The organism is Deinococcus aerophilus (assembly GCF_014647075.1).
Lineage (GTDB): Bacteria > Deinococcota > Deinococci > Deinococcales > Deinococcaceae > Deinococcus > Deinococcus aerophilus.
The window spans coordinates 1-16,283 of record NZ_BMOM01000003.1; the positions used below are offsets into that span (position 1 = coordinate 1).

Annotated in this window: 12 protein-coding genes; 4 read left to right on the forward strand and 8 right to left on the reverse strand. The window is 70.9% G+C overall.

The genetic code is table 11. From position 1 onward, the window contains the following. Nucleotides 1-135 precede the first annotated feature (135 nt). From IEY21_RS02510 to IEY21_RS02545, 8 genes are all read right to left on the reverse strand, one after another. Entirely contained in the window at nt 136-576 is a 441-nt protein-coding gene (locus IEY21_RS02510) for a hypothetical protein (RefSeq protein ID WP_229752811.1), read from the reverse strand. After that, on the reverse strand, nt 563-961 hold the full coding sequence (locus tag IEY21_RS02515; protein WP_188901045.1) for an ArsR/SmtB family transcription factor: 399 nt from the start codon (nt 959-961) through the stop codon (nt 563-565). The genes IEY21_RS02510 and IEY21_RS02515 overlap by 14 nt, the downstream gene beginning before the upstream one ends. Continuing rightward, complete coding sequence (locus IEY21_RS02520) at nt 958-3,198, reverse strand: heavy metal translocating P-type ATPase (protein WP_188901047.1); 2,241 nt, start codon at nt 3,196-3,198, stop codon at nt 958-960. Before IEY21_RS02520 ends, IEY21_RS02515 begins: the two co-directional genes overlap by 4 nt. Nucleotides 3,199-3,248: 50 nt before the next feature. Continuing rightward, nucleotides 3,249-4,265, reverse strand: a complete 1,017-nt coding sequence (gene trpD, locus IEY21_RS02525) for an anthranilate phosphoribosyltransferase (RefSeq protein WP_229752812.1) — start codon at nt 4,263-4,265, stop codon at nt 3,249-3,251. Beyond that, nucleotides 4,262-4,888 carry an anthranilate synthase component II gene (locus tag IEY21_RS02530; RefSeq protein ID WP_188901050.1) on the reverse strand — a complete coding sequence of 209 codons (627 nt, stop codon included), beginning with the start codon at nt 4,886-4,888 and terminating at the stop codon, nt 4,262-4,264. The genes trpD and IEY21_RS02530 overlap by 4 nt, the downstream gene beginning before the upstream one ends. 129 nt (nt 4,889-5,017) lie before the next feature. After that, nucleotides 5,018-6,448 carry an anthranilate synthase component I gene (gene trpE, locus IEY21_RS02535; protein ID WP_188901052.1) on the reverse strand — a complete coding sequence of 477 codons (1,431 nt, stop codon included), beginning with the start codon at nt 6,446-6,448 and terminating at the stop codon, nt 5,018-5,020. A gap of 215 nt (nt 6,449-6,663) precedes the next feature. After that, nucleotides 6,664-6,828 (reverse strand): hypothetical protein, encoded by a 165-nt coding sequence (locus IEY21_RS02540; RefSeq protein ID WP_188901054.1) that lies wholly within the window; start codon nt 6,826-6,828, stop codon nt 6,664-6,666. A gap of 110 nt (nt 6,829-6,938) precedes the next feature. Next, nucleotides 6,939-10,316 (reverse strand): DEAD/DEAH box helicase, encoded by a 3,378-nt coding sequence (locus IEY21_RS02545; protein ID WP_188901056.1) that lies wholly within the window; start codon nt 10,314-10,316, stop codon nt 6,939-6,941. A 146-nt stretch (nt 10,317-10,462) separates the two neighbouring features. Between IEY21_RS02545 and smpB the strand changes: the two genes are divergently transcribed. The 4 genes from smpB to IEY21_RS02565 all read left to right on the forward strand — a co-directional run bounded on the left by smpB (nt 10,463) and on the right by IEY21_RS02565 (nt 16,273). Continuing rightward, entirely contained in the window at nt 10,463-10,894 is a 432-nt protein-coding gene (smpB, locus tag IEY21_RS02550; RefSeq protein ID WP_188901376.1) for an SsrA-binding protein SmpB, read from the forward strand. Next, nucleotides 10,891-12,288, forward strand: coding sequence for an N-acetylmuramoyl-L-alanine amidase (locus IEY21_RS02555; RefSeq protein ID WP_373290468.1), 1,398 nt, complete (start codon nt 10,891-10,893; stop codon nt 12,286-12,288). Before smpB ends, IEY21_RS02555 begins: the two co-directional genes overlap by 4 nt. After that, nucleotides 12,285-12,827: a GerMN domain-containing protein gene (locus IEY21_RS02560; protein WP_188901058.1), complete on the forward strand. Its 543-nt coding sequence runs from the start codon at nt 12,285-12,287 to the stop codon at nt 12,825-12,827. Before IEY21_RS02555 ends, IEY21_RS02560 begins: the two co-directional genes overlap by 4 nt. Nucleotides 12,828-12,937: 110 nt before the next feature. Then, nucleotides 12,938-16,273, forward strand: a complete 3,336-nt coding sequence (locus IEY21_RS02565) for an SMC hinge domain-related protein (RefSeq protein WP_188901060.1) — start codon at nt 12,938-12,940, stop codon at nt 16,271-16,273. The last annotated feature ends 10 nt before the right edge of the window (nt 16,274-16,283 follow it).

The following is a 16,283-nucleotide window of genomic DNA, read 5'->3' on the forward strand; positions in this document are numbered from 1 at the left end:
ACCCGTCTCCTGCTCCGCCGGCTGGTCACAATATGAAAAGACTGTCTGAGACAGTCTTTTCATTTCCAAAACGGGCTCTAGAAGGAGTGTTCCGGCAAAAGGCCCCTTCCCTGTTTCTGCCGCGCAGCAGCGCCCTCAGGGCCGTCCGCTGAGGGTGATCAGGGTCGTGTCGCCCTCCTGGGCTGCGAGGTACTGCAGTTCGGGGACGCCCGCACGGCCCAGAAAAGCGGCGTAGTTGCCCGGCCCGATGTCCTCGTCCGTGATCTGCCGGTAGCCCCCCTGCCCCAGCAGCGGCACCAGGGCGCGCGGCTGCCAACCCGGCAGGCGGTACTGCTCGACCCGGCTCTCGCCCGCCCGGACCTCCTGGCGGTAGCTGCGGCTGGAGGGGCATTCGGGCTGGGCGATGTCAGGGACGGCGGCCACGTCCTTCCACAGCATGCCAGGGCGCTCGATGCAGTACAGCGCCCCCTGCCAGCGGGCCTCGCGGGCAAACCACACCCCTATGCCCACCCCCAGCAGCGCGAGCACAAGCACGCCGGCCATCACAGCGCCGGGGCGCAACCTATTCCGCAGCATGCTCAAGGGTGCTCTCGATCAGGACGGTCACGTGGTGGTCGAGCAGGCGGTAATACGCCACCCGCCCCTGCTTGCGAAAGGTCACGACCCGGCCCGCCCGCAGCAGGCGCAGCTGGTGGCTCACCGCGCTCTCGCTGAGGCCCACCACCGCTGCCAGATCGCACACGCACAGCTCGCGCGCCTTCAGAGCGCTCAGGAGCCGCAGGCGGGTGGGGTCCCCCACCAGTTTCAGCAGGGTGGTGGCCCGCTCCACGCAACTGTCTTGAGGCTGAAGCGCGCGGGCAACCTCCACCGCCCCGGGATGCACACACTTCACCTCACACGCGTCGTCCTGCGCCGGGGTCTTTCCCGGACGCCCGGGCAACTGCCGGTGCAGGACCGTCATGCGGGTCGCCCCCGACGGGACGCCAGAGAGGTCCGGGCGGGGGGGGCCACGCCCGAATCCTGCCCGCGCCAGCCCAGCAGCCGCAGCGCGTTGGCAGTCACCAGGGCCGTCGCTCCGGTATCGGCCAGAACCGCCATCCACAGGTTGGTGTAGCCCAGCAGGGTGGTGACCAGGAAAATGGCCTTGAGCCCCAGCGCGAAGGCAATGTTCCAGCGGATGTTGGTCATGGTATCGCGCGAGAGCTGCACCAGATCGGCCACGTCCGCCGCCCGGTCACGCAGCAGGGCCGCGTCGGCGGTTTCCAGGGCCACGTCGGTTCCCCCGCCCATCGCGATGCCCACATCGGCCTGGGCCAGGGCGGGCGCATCGTTGATGCCGTCGCCCACCATCGCCACGCCGCCGCGCCGTTTCAGTTCGGCAATCACGCGCAGTTTGTCCTCGGGCAGCAGCCCGGCCTGCACTTCCAGCCCCAGGCCCGAGGCGATGGCCCGGCCCGTGCGGGCATTGTCGCCGGTCAGCATGACCGTGTGAATGCCCATGGCATTCAGGCGGGCGATGGCGCTGCGGGCGTCCTCTCGCGGTTCGTCGCGGATGGCCAGCACCCCCAGCACTGCGTCCTGCGTGTGCAGCACCACCGCTGTCTTGCCCTCTTCCTCAAGGTCCGTGACCTGGTGTTGCAGGTCGCCGGGCAGGGCCACGGTGCCGGCGGCATGCTGCGGCGAGCTGATGAACAGCCGCCGGCCCTCCACCATACCGGTCACGCCCCGGCCCGCCGCCGCCCCCGCATCCGTGACAGTGGGCAGGAGAAGACCCAGGTCGCTGGCCGCATTCACCACCGCCCGGGCCAGCGGGTGCGAGCTGCCGCCTTCCACAGCGGCGGCCAGGCGCAGCACCTCCTGACGTTCCAGGCCCACCCCCAGCACATCGGTCACGTGTGGCTGGCCCCCCGTCAGCGTGCCGGTCTTGTCGAAGGCCACCGTCTTGACCGTGCCGATGGTCTCCAGCGCCGCGCCGCCCTTGATCAGCAGCCCCCGGCGCGTACCGGCACTGATCGCACTGGTGATCGCGGCAGGCACCGAGAGCACCAGGGCACACGGACAGCCGATCAACAACAACGTGATGCCGCGGTACAGCCATGGATACCACTCGGCCCCGAACAGCAGCGGCGGAACCACGGCCACCAGCCCCGAGACCAGCACCACGCCCGGCGTATAAAGGCGGCTGAAGCGGTCAATGAAGCGGGCGGTGGCGGCCTTGCTGCCCTCGGCTTCCTCGACCAGATGAATGATGCGGGCGATGGTGTTGTCGCTGGCTTCGCGGTTCACCTGAATGCGGAGCAGGCCATGGGTGTTGATGCTGCCCGCAAACACGCTGTCCCCCACCGACTTGTCCACGGGGATGCTCTCGCCCGTCACCGGGCTGTCATCCAGGCCGGAACTGCCCGCGACGATGATGCCGTCTGCCGGCACCCGCCCCCCGGGACGCACCTCCACGGTCTGCCCCATCTGCAGCGCCCGGGCAGGAACCTCGCGCGTGCCGCCCGCCTCCACGAGCAGCGCGGTCTTGGGAGTCAGCGCCGCGAGTGCCTGAATCCCCGCCCGCGCCCGACCCGCCGCCACGCCTTCGAGCAACTCCCCGATGGCGAAGAAGAACACCACCACCGCGCCCTCTGCCGCCTGACCGATCAGCACCGCGCCGACGGCCGCCAACGAGACCAGCATGTTGATAGAAAACGGATCGCCCAGCCGCGCGCTGGCCACAGCCTGCTTCAACAGGGGCCAGACTCCCAGCAGCGTGGCCGCGACGTAGCCATAGACGGCGTACTGCGGCGCGGCAAATCCCAGCCCCCAGGCCAGGACCAGCAGCACGCCCGAGAGAATCACCAGTCGGCCCTGCTTGCCGGCATACCACGGCGTTCCGGCGGGCAGAACCTCGTGAACATGCCCGGCGTGGTCATGGCCCGCATGGTCGGCAGTGAGGACGGCGGGCACCTGCAGCGTGGGCACATATCCCAGCGACCGCAGCCCCTTTTCCAGTTCCGTGCGCGGAGTCTGCGCCTCGTCCAGAGACACTTCCAGGGTCTGCCGGTTGAAACTCGCCCGCACCTCCTGCGCACCGGGCAGGCGGTCCACCATGCGCTCGACCTTCTGGACGCAGTTGGCGCAGTCCATGCCGTCCACAAAGTAGGTCAGGACGGCGGCGGAGGGGCCTGCCGAAGGAACCACGGAATCAGACATGCTTCAATATATCTGAATATCTGCTCAGACGTCCCCCGGCAGTCGGCGGATCAGCCACGCCGCGTAAAGGCCGCATAGCGCTGCAGCACGTCCCAGCCCAGCCCGGTCTGCATGATCTCGCGGGCCTGCTGCACACCCTCGCGGATGCTCCCGGCACGGCCCGCCGTTCGCAGGGCAGCCCCCGAGTTGAGCGCCACGATGTCCCGCTGCGCCGGGGTGCCCCCCCCGGTGAGCAGGGCGCGGGTGATCTCGGCGTTCTCGGCGGGGGTCCCTCCCACCAGCGCCTCGCGGGGGTGCAGGGCCAGCCCCGCTTCCTCGGGATGCAAGGTGCGGTCCCGCACCTCGCCGTCCCGCAGACCGGACACGGTATTCACGCCGCAGACCGTGAACTCGTCCAGACCGTCGCCGTAGACCACGGTGGCTCCCTTGGCACCCAGCAGCCGCAGGACCTCGGCCAGCGTGCGCGTCAGCTCGGGCTTGAAGACGCCCACGACCAGATGCGTGGCCCCGGCGGGGTTGCTCAGCGGTCCCAGGATGTTGAAGACCGTGCGGGCGGCGAGGTCCGAGCGCACGGCGGCGGCGTGCCTCAGTGCCGGGTGGTAGTTGCGGGCGAACATGAAGCCCACACCCAGCGTGTTCACGGCGTCCTCGATCACCTCGGGCGGGGCGTCCAGATTGACGCCCAGGGCCTCCAGTACATCGGCGCTGCCTGCCCGGCTGCTCGCGGCGCGGTTGCCGTGCTTGGCGACCGGCACGCCCGCTCCGGCCACCACGAAGGCGGTCGTGGTGCTGATGTTGAAGGTGTGGGCGCCGTCTCCCCCGGTGCCCACCACGTCCAGCAGCACCTCGCGCGGCGCCACGTTGACGCGCACCGCGTTTTCGCGCATGGCCTGGGCAAAGCCCGCGATTTCACCGGGCGACTCGCCGCGCACCCGCAGGGCCGCCAGCGCCGCCGCCAGACGCACGCCGCTCATCTCGCCCGCCATGACCTCGCGCATGAAGGCCGCCGCGTCGTCCTGCGACAGCACCTCACCGTTCATCAGCCGGGCGTGCATGGGGGCCGTCATGCGGTTTCCTGGGCGCCGTGGTGCCCCCTCGCCAGCGCCAGGAAGTTGCCCAGCATCTCGATTCCCGAGGCCGTGGCAATGCTCTCGGGGTGAAACTGCACGCCGTACACCGGGTACTCGCGGTGACGCAGCGCCATCACCACCTCCTCGCCGGGGTCGGTCGTCCATGCAGTGGCTTCCAGTTCGGGTGGCAGCCCCCGGACCAGCAGCGAGTGGTACCTCGTAACGCGCAGACCGTCTTCCAGGCCACCGAACAGGCCGGTGCCGTCGTGCCTCAGCGGACTGGTCTTGCCGTGAACGGGCCGCAGCGCGCGCTCCACCCGCGCCCCGAATGCCTGCCCGATGCTCTGATGCCCCAGGCATACGCCCAGCGTGGGCACGTTTGGCCCGAACTCACGAATCACGTCCACGCTCAGGCCGGCGTCCAGCGGGGTGCAGGGACCGGGCGAGACCACGATGGCGTCGGGGTCCAGCGCCCGCACCTGCTCCAGCGTGAACTCATCGTTGCGCCACACCGTCAGCCGGCAACCCAGTTCGCCGAAATACTGCACGAGGTTGTAGGTAAAGGAGTCGTAGTTGTCAATCAGGAGAAGGTGCATGGGGGCCTGCGGAGTCTGGGTCATGTTCGGGTTCCTTGCCTGCTGAAATGAATGTTCTGGACCGGGGGCCGTGCGGGGGCGTGAAGTGGGGGGACAGCCTGACGCCCTTGCTGTTGGCACCACCCCCGCATCCACCGACTCAATGCCGTCACCCTACAGTCCCCGTGCCGCCAGTTCCGCCGCCCGCATCAGCGCCGCCGCCTTGCCGCGCGTCTCCTCCTCCTCGGCGTGGGGATCGCTGTCGGCCACGACTCCGGCGCCGGCCTGGATGTGGACCCGGTTCCCGGCAATCACCATGGTCCGCAGGGTCAGCGCCATATCCAGACTGCCGTCGAAGGCGATGTAGCCGAACGCGCCGCCATAGGGACCACGCCGCACGGGTTCCAGTTCATCAATGATCTCCATGGCGCGGATCTTGGGCGCTCCCGAGACCGTGCCCATCGGCAGCACACTGGCAAGCGCATGCAGTGGGGTGCGGTCCTCACGCAGCTCTCCGCTGACGCTGGAGACGATGTGCATCACGTGGCTGTAGCGCTCGATGGAAAAGGCATTCTCCACCCGCACCGTGCCGTAGCGGCTGACCCGGCCGAGGTCGTTGCGGCCCAGATCCACAAGCATCAGGTGCTCGGCCCGCTCTTTCTCGTCGGCGAGCAGTTCCTGGGCCAGAGCCTCGTCGGCCTCGGGGGTGGCCCCGCGCCGCCGGGTCCCGGCGATGGGGCGGGTGGTGACGGTATGGCCGTCGCTCTTGAGCAGACTCTCGGGGCTGGAGGCCACCAGCGTGACCTCGCCCAGGCTGAGATAGCCCAGGTAGGGGCTGGGATTGACCCGCCGCAGGGCGCGGTACAACGCGAACGGGTGAACGGTCAGCTCGGCGCTGAAGCGCTGCGAGGGCACGACCTGAAAGATGTCCCCGGCGCGGATGTATTCCAGGCACTGCTCCACCGCAGCGTGAAAGCCCTCCGGCGTGAAGTTGCTGCCGAACTGGGGAGCCGGGGCCGGATCGCGGCCGGGCACGTCGGGAAGGGGACCGCGCAGCTTGTCCACCAGCGCGGCGACCTCCGCGTCTGCCCCGGCCTGCGTGGCGGCGGTCGCCACGGCCAGCAGGCGGTGTTGCAGGTGGTCGAACACCACCACGCCACGCGGCGCGACGAACAGCGCGTCGGGGACGCTCAGCTCATCGGGGTTGGCGTCGGGCAGGCGCTCGTAGGCGCGGATCAGGTCATAGGCCACGTAACCCACCGCGCCGCCCACAAAGGCGGGCAGGCCGGCAGGCAGCGGCAGCGGCCGGGTGGTGGCCGCGTACAGCCGGGCCAGCGGGTCGGCCTCGGGACCGTCATGGTCCCCGAACATGCCGCTGCTCACGACGTGTCCGGCGCGGCACACGAAGCGTCCCCCCTGCCCCACCCCGATGAACGAGTAACGGCCCAGACGCTCGCCCGCCTCCACGCTTTCGAGCAGGAACGAGATGTCCTCGCCCTGCGCCACCTTCAGGTAGGCGGTCACGGGCGTGTCTAGGTCGGCGTTCAGTTCCTGAACGGCCAGGGCAGTGACGGATGGGGTCTGTGAGGCAGCGGTCTGGGTCATGGCACTCCTGTACAACGGGGCAAACGGCAAAGGCACACAGAAAAAGCGCCCGGAGGCGGGGAACCCACCTGGGCGCAACGGATACCGCAAGAAGAGATCAGCGCGCTAGACCCAGGCGAAACTGGGCCACCACCACGCGCGGCGAACGGTCATGAAAACAGCATAGCGCGCGGCACGGCCAAAGGGAACGGGGGTGGGCACGCTGCCCAGGCGGCTCAGTCGCCGTCTCCGCCGCACTCACTGCCGTAATCTCCGCTGCCCCAGTCGCCGTTCACGTTCACGTCCAGAGGATCGCTGCCGCGTGCCCAGGGCCGGATCAGCGCAAAGAGGCCCACGAAAAGGGCCAGGAGAATGAGGGCAGCGACCGCCAGGGTATCCATACCCGACAGCATGCCAGACGGTTCTGGCCGCCGGTGCCTCAGATCTTCGCGGCTGGAGGGGACAACCAGGGACGCTCCTGTCCCCCTCCCACAATCCTCCTCGGCCTTCCTCAGCCCTGGCCGACGGGCTCGGGTTCTTCCTCGCCGTCTTCAAGCGGGGCGAACAGACGGTCGAGGTCGCGGGAGGTGAGCTGCGTCGCCTCGCTCAGGCCGCCGTCCAGGATGCCGCGGGCCAGGCTGGCCTTGCGCGCCTGCAGGTCCAGGATGCGCTCTTCCACGCTGCCCGCCGCGATCAGCTTGTACACGAACACCGGCTTGTCCTGCCCGATGCGGTAGGCGCGGTCGGTGGCCTGGTCCTCGGCGGCGGGGTTCCACCACGGATCGTAGTGAATCACGGTGTCGGCGGCGGTGAGGTTCAGGCCCACCCCCCCGGCCTTGAGGGTGATCAGGAACACATGCGTGTCGCCGCGCTGAAAGGCGTCGATCTGCGTCTGGCGGTTCTGGGTCTGGCCGGTAATCATGGAGTAGGGAATCTTCTGCTCCGCCAGCCACGTTTCCAGGTGCCCCAGCAGCGTGGCGAAGCCGCTGAAGATCAGCACCCGGCGGCCTTCCTCGATCATCTGCGGCAGGTTGCCCTGCAGCCAGTCGAACTTGGCGTTGCCCTGCACGCTGCGCGCCGCCTCCAGCTTGACGAGGCGGGGATCGGTGACGGCCTGGCGCAGCTTGAGCAGCGCGTCGAGGATGGCGATGGTGCTGCGTGCCAGCCCGCGCGCCTGCAACTCCTCGCGCACGCGGCTTTCCATGGTGACGCGCACGGTCTCGTACAGGTCGCGCTGGTCGCCGTCCAGGGTCACCCGCACCGGGATCTCGGTCTTGGGCGGCAGCTCCCGGGCCACGTCGCGTTTCTCGCGGCGCAGGATAAACGGGCGCACGCGGGCCGCCAGCGCGGCGCGGCGCGAGGCGTCCCCACGTTTCTCGATGGGGGTGCGGTACAGCTCGCGGAAGGTTTTCTCGTCGTGCAGCAGGCCCGGCGACAGAAAGTTGAACTGCGACCACAGCTCGCCCAGGTGGTTTTCCAGCGGCGTGCCGGTCAGGCACAGGCGGTGCCGGGCGTCCAGGCTGCCCGCCGCCTTGGCCGCCGCCGTCTTGCTGTTCTTGATGTTCTGTGCCTCGTCCAGAATCAGCAGGTGGTACCCGCAGGTACGCAGTTCTTCAAGGTCGCGCGGCAGCAGCGGGTAGGTGCTGAGGATCAGGTCGTGGTCGGGAATCGAGGAAAACAGGTGGTGGCGGTCCTTGCCGTGCAGCGTGAGCACCCGCAGTCCCGGCGCGAACTTCTCGGCCTCGGCCTGCCAGTTGCCGATCACCGAGGTCGGCGCGATGACCAGACTGGGGCGGTCGGCACGTCCCGCATCTTTCTCGATCAGCAGGTGGGCCAGGGTCTGCACGGTCTTGCCCAGCCCCATATCGTCGGCCAGGATGCCGCCCAGCTCGTACTCGCGCAGAAACTGCAGCCACGCCAGACCCTGCAGCTGGTACGGGCGCAATTCGGCGTTCAGGCCCTCCGGCGTGCCCACCGGCTGAATGCCGCCAAAGTCACGCAGCTTGCGGCCCAGTTCCAGCAGCCGCTCGGCTCCCACCCAGCGCGCCCGCAGCGATCCTTCCAGCTCGGCCAGCCGCGCCGCGTCCAGCAGGGGAAGGCGCAGCGGCCCGGCGGGCAGGTCGCGCAGGTTCAGCTCGACGAGCACGCCCAGAATGGCGCGCACCCGTCCGGCAGGCAGGGCCACCCGGCGGCCGTCACCCAGCGCGGCGAACAGCGTCTCGTCGTCCTCCAGGGCGGCCAGGGCCTCGGCGGTGAACAGTTCGGGCTGGCGGGCGATCAGGTCGGCGAGCAGCGGGATCAGGCTGACCCGCTCGCCGTCCACCACGATGCCGAGGTCGAGCGTGAACCAGCCGCCGAAGGAGTCGTCGGCCTCGCCGTACCACTCGCTGATCTCCGCGAAGTTCAGCGGAAAGTCGGGGTGCAGCTGCAGGGTGACGCCCCGGTCTTCCAGCTCGGCGCGCCCACCGCGCATGAACTCCATCCAGGACTCCTCATCGCCCAGGGTGAGCAGGTCACCCAACTCGGGAGTCAGGGCGTACTCGTCGGCAAAGGTGTCCTCCATGCGCCCAAAGCCCGCCAGCCCCACGGCCCGCGCGGCCCCACGTTCCAGCGCCGCGTCGCGCGATATGCGCGTCAGCACGCCCTCACGGTAGACGGTCGGCCCGGCCTGCTCGGTACCGCCGACCAGATCGGGCACCGGAATGCCGCCGTAGGCGTGCCTGAGCTCGGCCACCGGAAAGGTCAGGGTCTCGGGACGCAGGGTCTCGCCGGCGCGGACATACACCGTGGCGACGCGGCCCATCAGGTGCAGCTGCGGCGTGTAGGGCAGCGTCTCCTCGCGGACCTCGACGGTCTGCGGAATGGGGAGCCCCAGCCCCTGGGCGGTGATGGCGTGGGCCAGGGCGGTGGCCTGCGCGGGTTGCAGCGTGGGACCGGCGAGAAAGCGCGCGGCCTGATCGGGCGGCACGTCGGCCACCACGCGCGACAGCAGGCCCGCCTGCGGCTGCGCCGCCCACGGTTTGGGCGCGGGCAGCAGCACGGCCTCCGGCACGCCGGTCAGGTCCAGGGTGGGAGACTGCAACCCCCGGGCGTCGGAGGTCCAGGCCAGCGTGCCGTACAGGTCCGGACCACGCGTCAGTACCCCTTCGGGGCGCTCCCAGCACAGCCGTCCGGACTCCAGCAGCGACTCGATCAGCAGGTCCGCCGCCGGGTGGTCTCCCAGCGCATGCAGCAGTTCCTCGTAGCGGCCCGGTTCACGGGCCGGGGTGGTGGCGAGTTCCAGCAGCCGCAGCAGGTCGGTGTCGCGGCGCACGAAGGCGGGCGCGGTCGAGAGGCTGCGCGGCACGCTGTAGTTCTCGGTAGAGCGCAGGTCGGGCACGTCGCCGCGCACCGGCACCCGCACCAGCCGCACCGCCACGCGCCGCGCCGACACCGCGCCGTTGAGCGGCGGCAACAGGCGCAGCACGTACCTCAGCTCGAACTGCCGGCCACGGGTGGGCCCCTGCGGGGAGGTCCCGAAGCTGGCCAGCCACTGCTGCGTGCGCGCGTCGAGCGTCTCCTCGGCGGCGGCGCGCTCGGCAGGGGCCGCGTCGGGCGTCACCACCGGACGCGGCCCCTCCGGCGGATCGGTGGCGAGCACCAGCGCCGCGACGTGGCGACAACGGTAGCGCCCGCAGGTGCACGACGAGCCGAGCAACTGCGGATCGGGCGGCGGCAGCAGGTCCACCGAGGACTGGAAGGCGCTCTCCCCCTCCAGCACCGTGCCCTCGGCCCGCCAGCCCGCCTCGGTCCACTCGCGGCGCACGTCCCGCACGGCGTCCTCACGCAGCGCCAGCCCCTGCGCGGCCGTATCCAGCCCGAAGCCCGGCGGCAGACGGCTGAGTTTCACGGCCCCACCGGCCTGAGCCCGGCGCAGCCGCTCGGATCACCACAACGGAAAAACACGCCCTCTAGTCTAGCGCATGGCGCAAAAGCGCGTGAACGCAAGCGGGCGCGCGGTGGAGGCACGGTTTTGCCAGGACCTCTTTTGCTAGACTGCGGGGCGTGTATACCAACCGCCGCGCTCATTACGAGTACGAGTTGCTGGAGCGCTTCGAGGCGGGCATCAGCCTGACGGGCAGCGAAGTGAAGAGCATCCGGGCCGGGGGCGTCGATTTCCGTGACGCCTTCGCCCGGCTTGCAGGCGGCAACATCGAGCTTGAGGGCCTGTACATTCCTCCCTATACCGAGGCCACCTACAACAACCACGAGCCCCGGCGCACCCGCCGTCTGCTGCTGCACCGCGAGGAGATCACCAAGCTGCGCCGCGGACTGGAACAGAAGGGCCTGACGCTGGTCCCCACCCGGCTGTACGCCAAGGGACGCCATTTCAAGGTGGAGCTGGCCCTGGCGCGCGGCAAGAAACTGCACGACAAACGCCGCGCAGAGGCCGAGAAGACGGTCCGGCGGGAGCTGCGGGAACTGTGAGGCGCCTGCAGCTGCCCCGGCCCGCGCTGCGCCTGACCTGGCCGCTGCTCGCGGGCGCGCTGGTGATCGCCGGAATCGCGGGCGCGCAGATCACCTACGGCAAGCTCAATCTCGCTGGCCGGCAGGTGGACAGCATCGGGCTGTACGGCGCGGAATATGCCAGCGAGTCGGCGCTGGGCGAACTGGTCACGGTCACCCGCGACGGCGAGGTCGTGCGGGTCACCGGCCTGGGCCACACCCTGCTGCTGCCCATCGACGAGGACCAGCAGCGCGCCACGACCACCTTCAATACGGTGCAGCTCGACACGCAGCGCCTGCCGGGCCGGGCCGCCACGCTCGTCAACGGCAAGCTGTTCCTGCCGGTCGATATCCTGGCGCGCGGCCTGGGCGCCGAGTACCAGGCGGGCAAGCTGACCCTCAAACCCGCCGAATTGCTCGGCGTGAGCAGCCGCGCGGGGCAGTCCAGCGACCGGCTGGTGCTGGACCTCAGCCGGGACGTGCGCATCAGTGACGAGGCGCGCGGCAGCCGGGTGATCATCAGCCTGCGCGGAGTCAAGGGTGAGGCGCGCAAGTACACCACCCGCGGCGCCTTCGTGCCCGGCGCCGAGATCATCCGCGACGGAGAGAACCTGATTCTGAGCGTACCCATCACCGCCGCGAGCGGCTACCGCGTCTACAAGGTGGTCCGGGGCAGCGGCGTGCGCGTGGTGCTGGACCTGGGACCCGGCATTCCGCGCAGCAGTCCTGCGGTGCTGGAACGCGTGACCCGTCCCCTGATCGTCCTCGATCCGGCGCAGGTGCCGGGCCTGGGCCGCGACCCGACCCTGGAGGTTGCCCGCCGCGCCGCCGAACTGCTCACCGGCGCCGGCTGGCAGGTGCAGGTCACCCGCGGCACCGCCCAGTCGCTGAGCCAGAACGAGACCCTGCGGCTGGCCCGCCAGAGCGACGTGTATCTGGCGCTGGACCTGGGCCGCTTTCCCGGTTCCCCGCGCGGGGGCGTGACGGTCTACGAACAGACCGGACGCGCCGCCTCGCAGCTCGTCAATGCCGTGCGTACCGGCAACAAGCTGCCCTACGGCCCGCTGGTCGTGGGCGATACCGGCGGCACCCGCCGCCTGAGCGAGCTGCTGCGCGGCGAACTCAAGGGAGGAGGCGTGACGGCCAAACAGGAAAGCACCTCGCGCGTGCTGACGCTGGGCGAGGCTCCCCAGGCAGCGCTGCTGCTGGAACTGGGCTGGACCAGCAACTCCAGCGACCTGGCCAACCTCGCAGTGGACCGGCGCCTGCAGACCATGGCGGTGGCGGTGGCCCGCTCGGTCGCCACCTACCTGACGGCCCGCGCCAACAACAACGCCAACATCAGCGCCGTGACCGGCAACGGAGCGGCCCAGTGAGGCGGCTGTTCTCGCTGTTCAACGTGCTCAGCGCCGCGCTGCTGGTCGTGGCCGCGTTGGCGTCCCAGGCGGTGCAGAAGCCACCCACCCCCCCCAAGGCGCCCACGCTGCAGGTGGCTGAGCGCACCCCCATGAAGGTCAAGGTGTACTTCACCGATCCACAGGTGCAGGCGCTCAAGGCCGAAACCCGCACGGTGCAGGTGGCCCAGAGCAACCCGCGCGCGGTGGCCCAGGCGGCCCTGAACATCTGGGCGGCGGGGCCGGCTGGTTCGGGCCTTCTGGCGGTGGTCCCCAGGGACAAGGCCACCCCCAAGGTCTACCTGCGCGGCCTGCACTACTACGTGGACCTGCCCGCCGAGTACGCCACGCTGCGCTACGGCACCAGCGGCACGCGCATGCTGCTGTGCACGCTGACCCGCACCCTGCTCGAGACGCGCGGCGAGGACGTGACCTTCGTGCTGGACGGACAGCCGGTCGAAACCCTGGGCCAGATCGATCTGCGCGAACCGTTCACGCGCCAGGACTGCGCGGACCAGTGACCCGCCGCACACGCAGGGGCCGGGCACCGCGCCGCCTTCCCTTTCCCCGCCCCCGGTCTGCCGTGAACAGGAGCGCCGCCACCTCACCCTGAGCTGGCCACCCCCATTCCATGCTGCGCAGCATCACCCTTCAGGGCTTTAAAAGTTTTGCCGAGCGGACCCGTCTGGAGTTCGGCCCCGGCGTCAGCGCCGTGATTGGCCCCAACGGCAGCGGCAAGAGCAATGTGGTCGAGGCGATTCGCTGGGCCACCCACGGAGCGCGGGCGCGTGAATTGCGGGCTGGACGGGCCTCCGAGCTGATCTTTCACGGCAGCGGCGGCAAGGCCCCGCTGGGACTGGCCGAGGTGCAGCTGGAACTGCAGACGCCCGGAGGCCGGGTCAACCTGGCCCGCCGGATCTACCGCGACGGCACGGGAGAACAGGACCTCGGCGGTCGCCCGGCCCGCGCCCGCGACGTGCAGGCGGCGCTGCGCGGTACCGGCCTGGGTCCCGGCGGGCTGGCGGTGATCGGGCAGGGCGAGGTCAGCGGCGTGGTGGGCGCGGAGGGGCGCACCCTGCTGGGCTACGTGCAGGAGGCGGCCGGGCTGTCCCGCGCCGTGGGAGCGCGCCAGGAAACCGAGGGCCGCCTGAAGGAGGCCGACAGCCACCTGGAACGCGCGCTGCTGCTGCTGCACGAGCGCGAGGCCGCCGCCGAACGCCTGGAACGTGCCGCCCACGCGGCCCGGCGCTGGCGCGGGCTGAGTCTGCGCGCCCTGACGCTGGAAGATGCGCTGAGGCGCGAGCGTCAGGCCGCGTTGCAGCGGGAGATTGCCGGAGCGCGGGCCGAGGCGCAGACCCTGGAAGCCCGGAGCGCCGCCCTGGCCGCGCAGGTGCAGGCCGCCGCCGCCGCCGTGGACACCGCCCGTGAGGCCGCCGCCGCCGCCCGCGCCCGCCGCGACGCCCACGCGGGGGCCCTGGACGCGCTGCGCGCCGCCCGCGACGCCCACACCCAGGCCCAGCGCTACGCCGAACACCTGCAGGCCGAGGCCGCCGGATTACAGCGCGAGCTGGCCGGACTGCCCACCCAGCCGCCCAGCCAGCCCGCGCCGGATCTCGGGGCGCTGGAGGCCGCCTCCACGGGCCTGCGCACCGACGCCGAGGCCGCCGAACGCCTCGCCCGAACACTGGACGCCGAGCTGACCCGGGCGCGCGCCGCCGCCGCCCGCGCCGCCGAGGGGCTGGCCCGCGCCGACGCCAGCCGCGAGACCCTGCGTGCCGAACTGGACCGCGCTCAGGGCAATCTGGACGTGGCCGAGGAGGGGCTGCAGGCCGCGGCCGAGCGCCTTGCCCTGTCGCGCCACGCCCGCGAGCACGCCGAAACGCAGTACACCGCCCTGGCCAATCAACGCGGGGCCGCCGTGGAACACGAACGCCACCTCTCGGGCGAGCTGGCCCGCGTGAATGCCAGCGTGGCCCCCCTGAGGCGCGAGCGCGAACGCCTGGAAACCGCCCTGAACAGCTACGCCCGCTACGGTGAGGGCGCGCGCAATGCGCTGCGGCTGGAACACCCCGGCATCGTGGGCTCGGTGGCCGACCTGCTCACGGTGCCCGCCGACTACGAGACGGCCATCGGGGCCGCGCTGGGGCGGCGGCTGGAACAGGTGGTGGTGGGCCGCGCCGAGGACGCCCGCGAGCTGATCGAGGAGCTGAAACGGGCGGGCGGGCGGGCCACGTTCCTGCCGCTGGACCTGCTGCGCCCCCGCATGCGCCGCGACGGTTCCCTGCTGCGTGAGCCCGGGGTGATCGGCAATCTCGCCGACCTGTGCCCCAGCGATCCACCGCTGGTCGGGGAGGCATTGCTGGCCGACACGCTGGTCGTGCAGGACCTGCGCGCGGCCAACCGCATTGCCCGCGCCCACGCCAGCCGCCCGCGCCTGGTTACCGTGGACGGCGAACTCGTCGAACCCGGCGGAGCCATCACCGGGGGGCGCATGCGCGACAGCGGCGCGGGCATTCTTGGGGACCAGCGCCGTTTTCAGGAGCTGGACGCCGAGCTGGAGGAGGCCGACCTGCTGGGACGGCGCCTGATGGCCGAGCTGGAGCGCGTCCGGACCACGCTGTCCGACGGTGCCGGGAATCATGACCAGCTGCTCGCCGCCCGCGAACGTGCGGTGCGCGAGGAACGTGAGGCCGAACGCCGCGTCACCGAGCTGGAAGCGCAGGCCCGCAGTCTGAGCGCCCACCGCGATCGTCTGAGGGCGCGGCTGGAACCGGCGGGCGGTTCTGCGCCCCCCGAACCCACCGCCGGACATGCGCCGACCGTGACCGACCTGGAGGCGCTGGAAGCCGAGCTGCTGGCGGCCCGCCGGCAGGCTGAAGCCGGCCGCAGCGCCGAGCGTGAGGCCGCCGAGACGCTGGCCCTGGCCCGCGAGGTGGCCGCAGCGTGGCGGACCTACAGCGCGGCGCAGAGTCGCGCCGGGGACCTGCAGGCCCGGCTGGAGGCCAGCACCACCGCCGCCGCCAGCCAGGAAACCCACCTGCGGGCGGCCGCCACCGAACTTGCCCGCCGCGAGGCCGCGCTGGACACGCTGGACGAGGGCGAATTTGCCCGCGCCGAGGCCGCGCGTGAGGCCGCCACCCGGGTCTATACCACCCTGATTGGCGAGCAGAACAAAACCCGCACCCGGCTGGACGACCTGCGGCTGCTGACCGCACGGCGGGAGGGCAGTCTGGAAACGCTGCCCGACGGCTGCACGCCCCCCGGCACGCCCCGTGAATGGACGGCGGAACTGGGCCGGGCACGCACCGAACTGGAGGCGCTGGGGACCGTCAATGCCCGCGCCGAGGCCGACCACGCCGCCGAGCTGGAAATCCTGCATACCCAGCGCGCCGAGGTCCACGACGCCGGGGCCGCTGCCGCCGAACTGCGCGTCCACCTCGCCGAGTTGGAGGAGGCCGAGGGAGCCGCCACCCGCGCCGCCTTTGCCCGGGTGAACGCCGCCTTCCGCGAGTACAGCGCCGAACTGCTGGGCGGGGTGGGAGAGCTGGAACCCGAAACCGACGCGGCGGGCCGCCTGAATGGCCTGCGCCTGGCCGTGCAACCGCGCGGCAAACGCACCCGCAGCCTTACCCTGCTGAGCGCCGGCGAACGCACCATGGCGGGGCTGGGATTTCTGTTTGCGCTGAACCATGCCGGCGGCGAGGGGCAGGGTGGGGGCGGCCTGCCCCTCGCCGTGCTGGACGAGGTAGACGCTCCGCTGGACGAGGCCAACATCCGCCGCTTCACCGCCTTTCTGGAACGCTTCAGCGCCCGCGGCGCGCAGTTTCTGCTGGTCACGCACCAGAAGGCGACCATGGAGGTCGCGAGCGCACTGTGGGGGGTCACCACCGATACCAGTGGGGCGAGCCGCGTCCTGAGCATCAAACAGCCCGAAGATGCGACGGTCCGCACCCCCGCGTCCGTCTGACCCGGTGACC

What these genes read in the sequence shown, in the direction of transcription:
- IEY21_RS02510 (WP_229752811.1), bottom strand. Translation starts at nt 576, where the DNA reads ATGCTGCGGAATAGGTTGCGCCCCGGCGCTGTGATGGCCGGCGTGCTT.
- IEY21_RS02515 (WP_188901045.1), bottom strand. Translation starts at nt 961, where the DNA reads ATGACGGTCCTGCACCGGCAGTTGCCCGGGCGTCCGGGAAAGACCCCG.
- IEY21_RS02520 (WP_188901047.1), bottom strand. Translation starts at nt 3,198, where the DNA reads ATGTCTGATTCCGTGGTTCCTTCGGCAGGCCCCTCCGCCGCCGTCCTG.
- trpD (WP_229752812.1), bottom strand. Translation starts at nt 4,265, where the DNA reads ATGACGGCCCCCATGCACGCCCGGCTGATGAACGGTGAGGTGCTGTCG.
- IEY21_RS02530 (WP_188901050.1), bottom strand. Translation starts at nt 4,888, where the DNA reads ATGACCCAGACTCCGCAGGCCCCCATGCACCTTCTCCTGATTGACAAC.
- trpE (WP_188901052.1), bottom strand. Translation starts at nt 6,448, where the DNA reads ATGACCCAGACCGCTGCCTCACAGACCCCATCCGTCACTGCCCTGGCC.
- IEY21_RS02540 (WP_188901054.1), bottom strand. Translation starts at nt 6,828, where the DNA reads ATGGATACCCTGGCGGTCGCTGCCCTCATTCTCCTGGCCCTTTTCGTG.
- IEY21_RS02565 (WP_188901060.1), top strand. Translation starts at nt 12,938, where the DNA reads ATGCTGCGCAGCATCACCCTTCAGGGCTTTAAAAGTTTTGCCGAGCGG.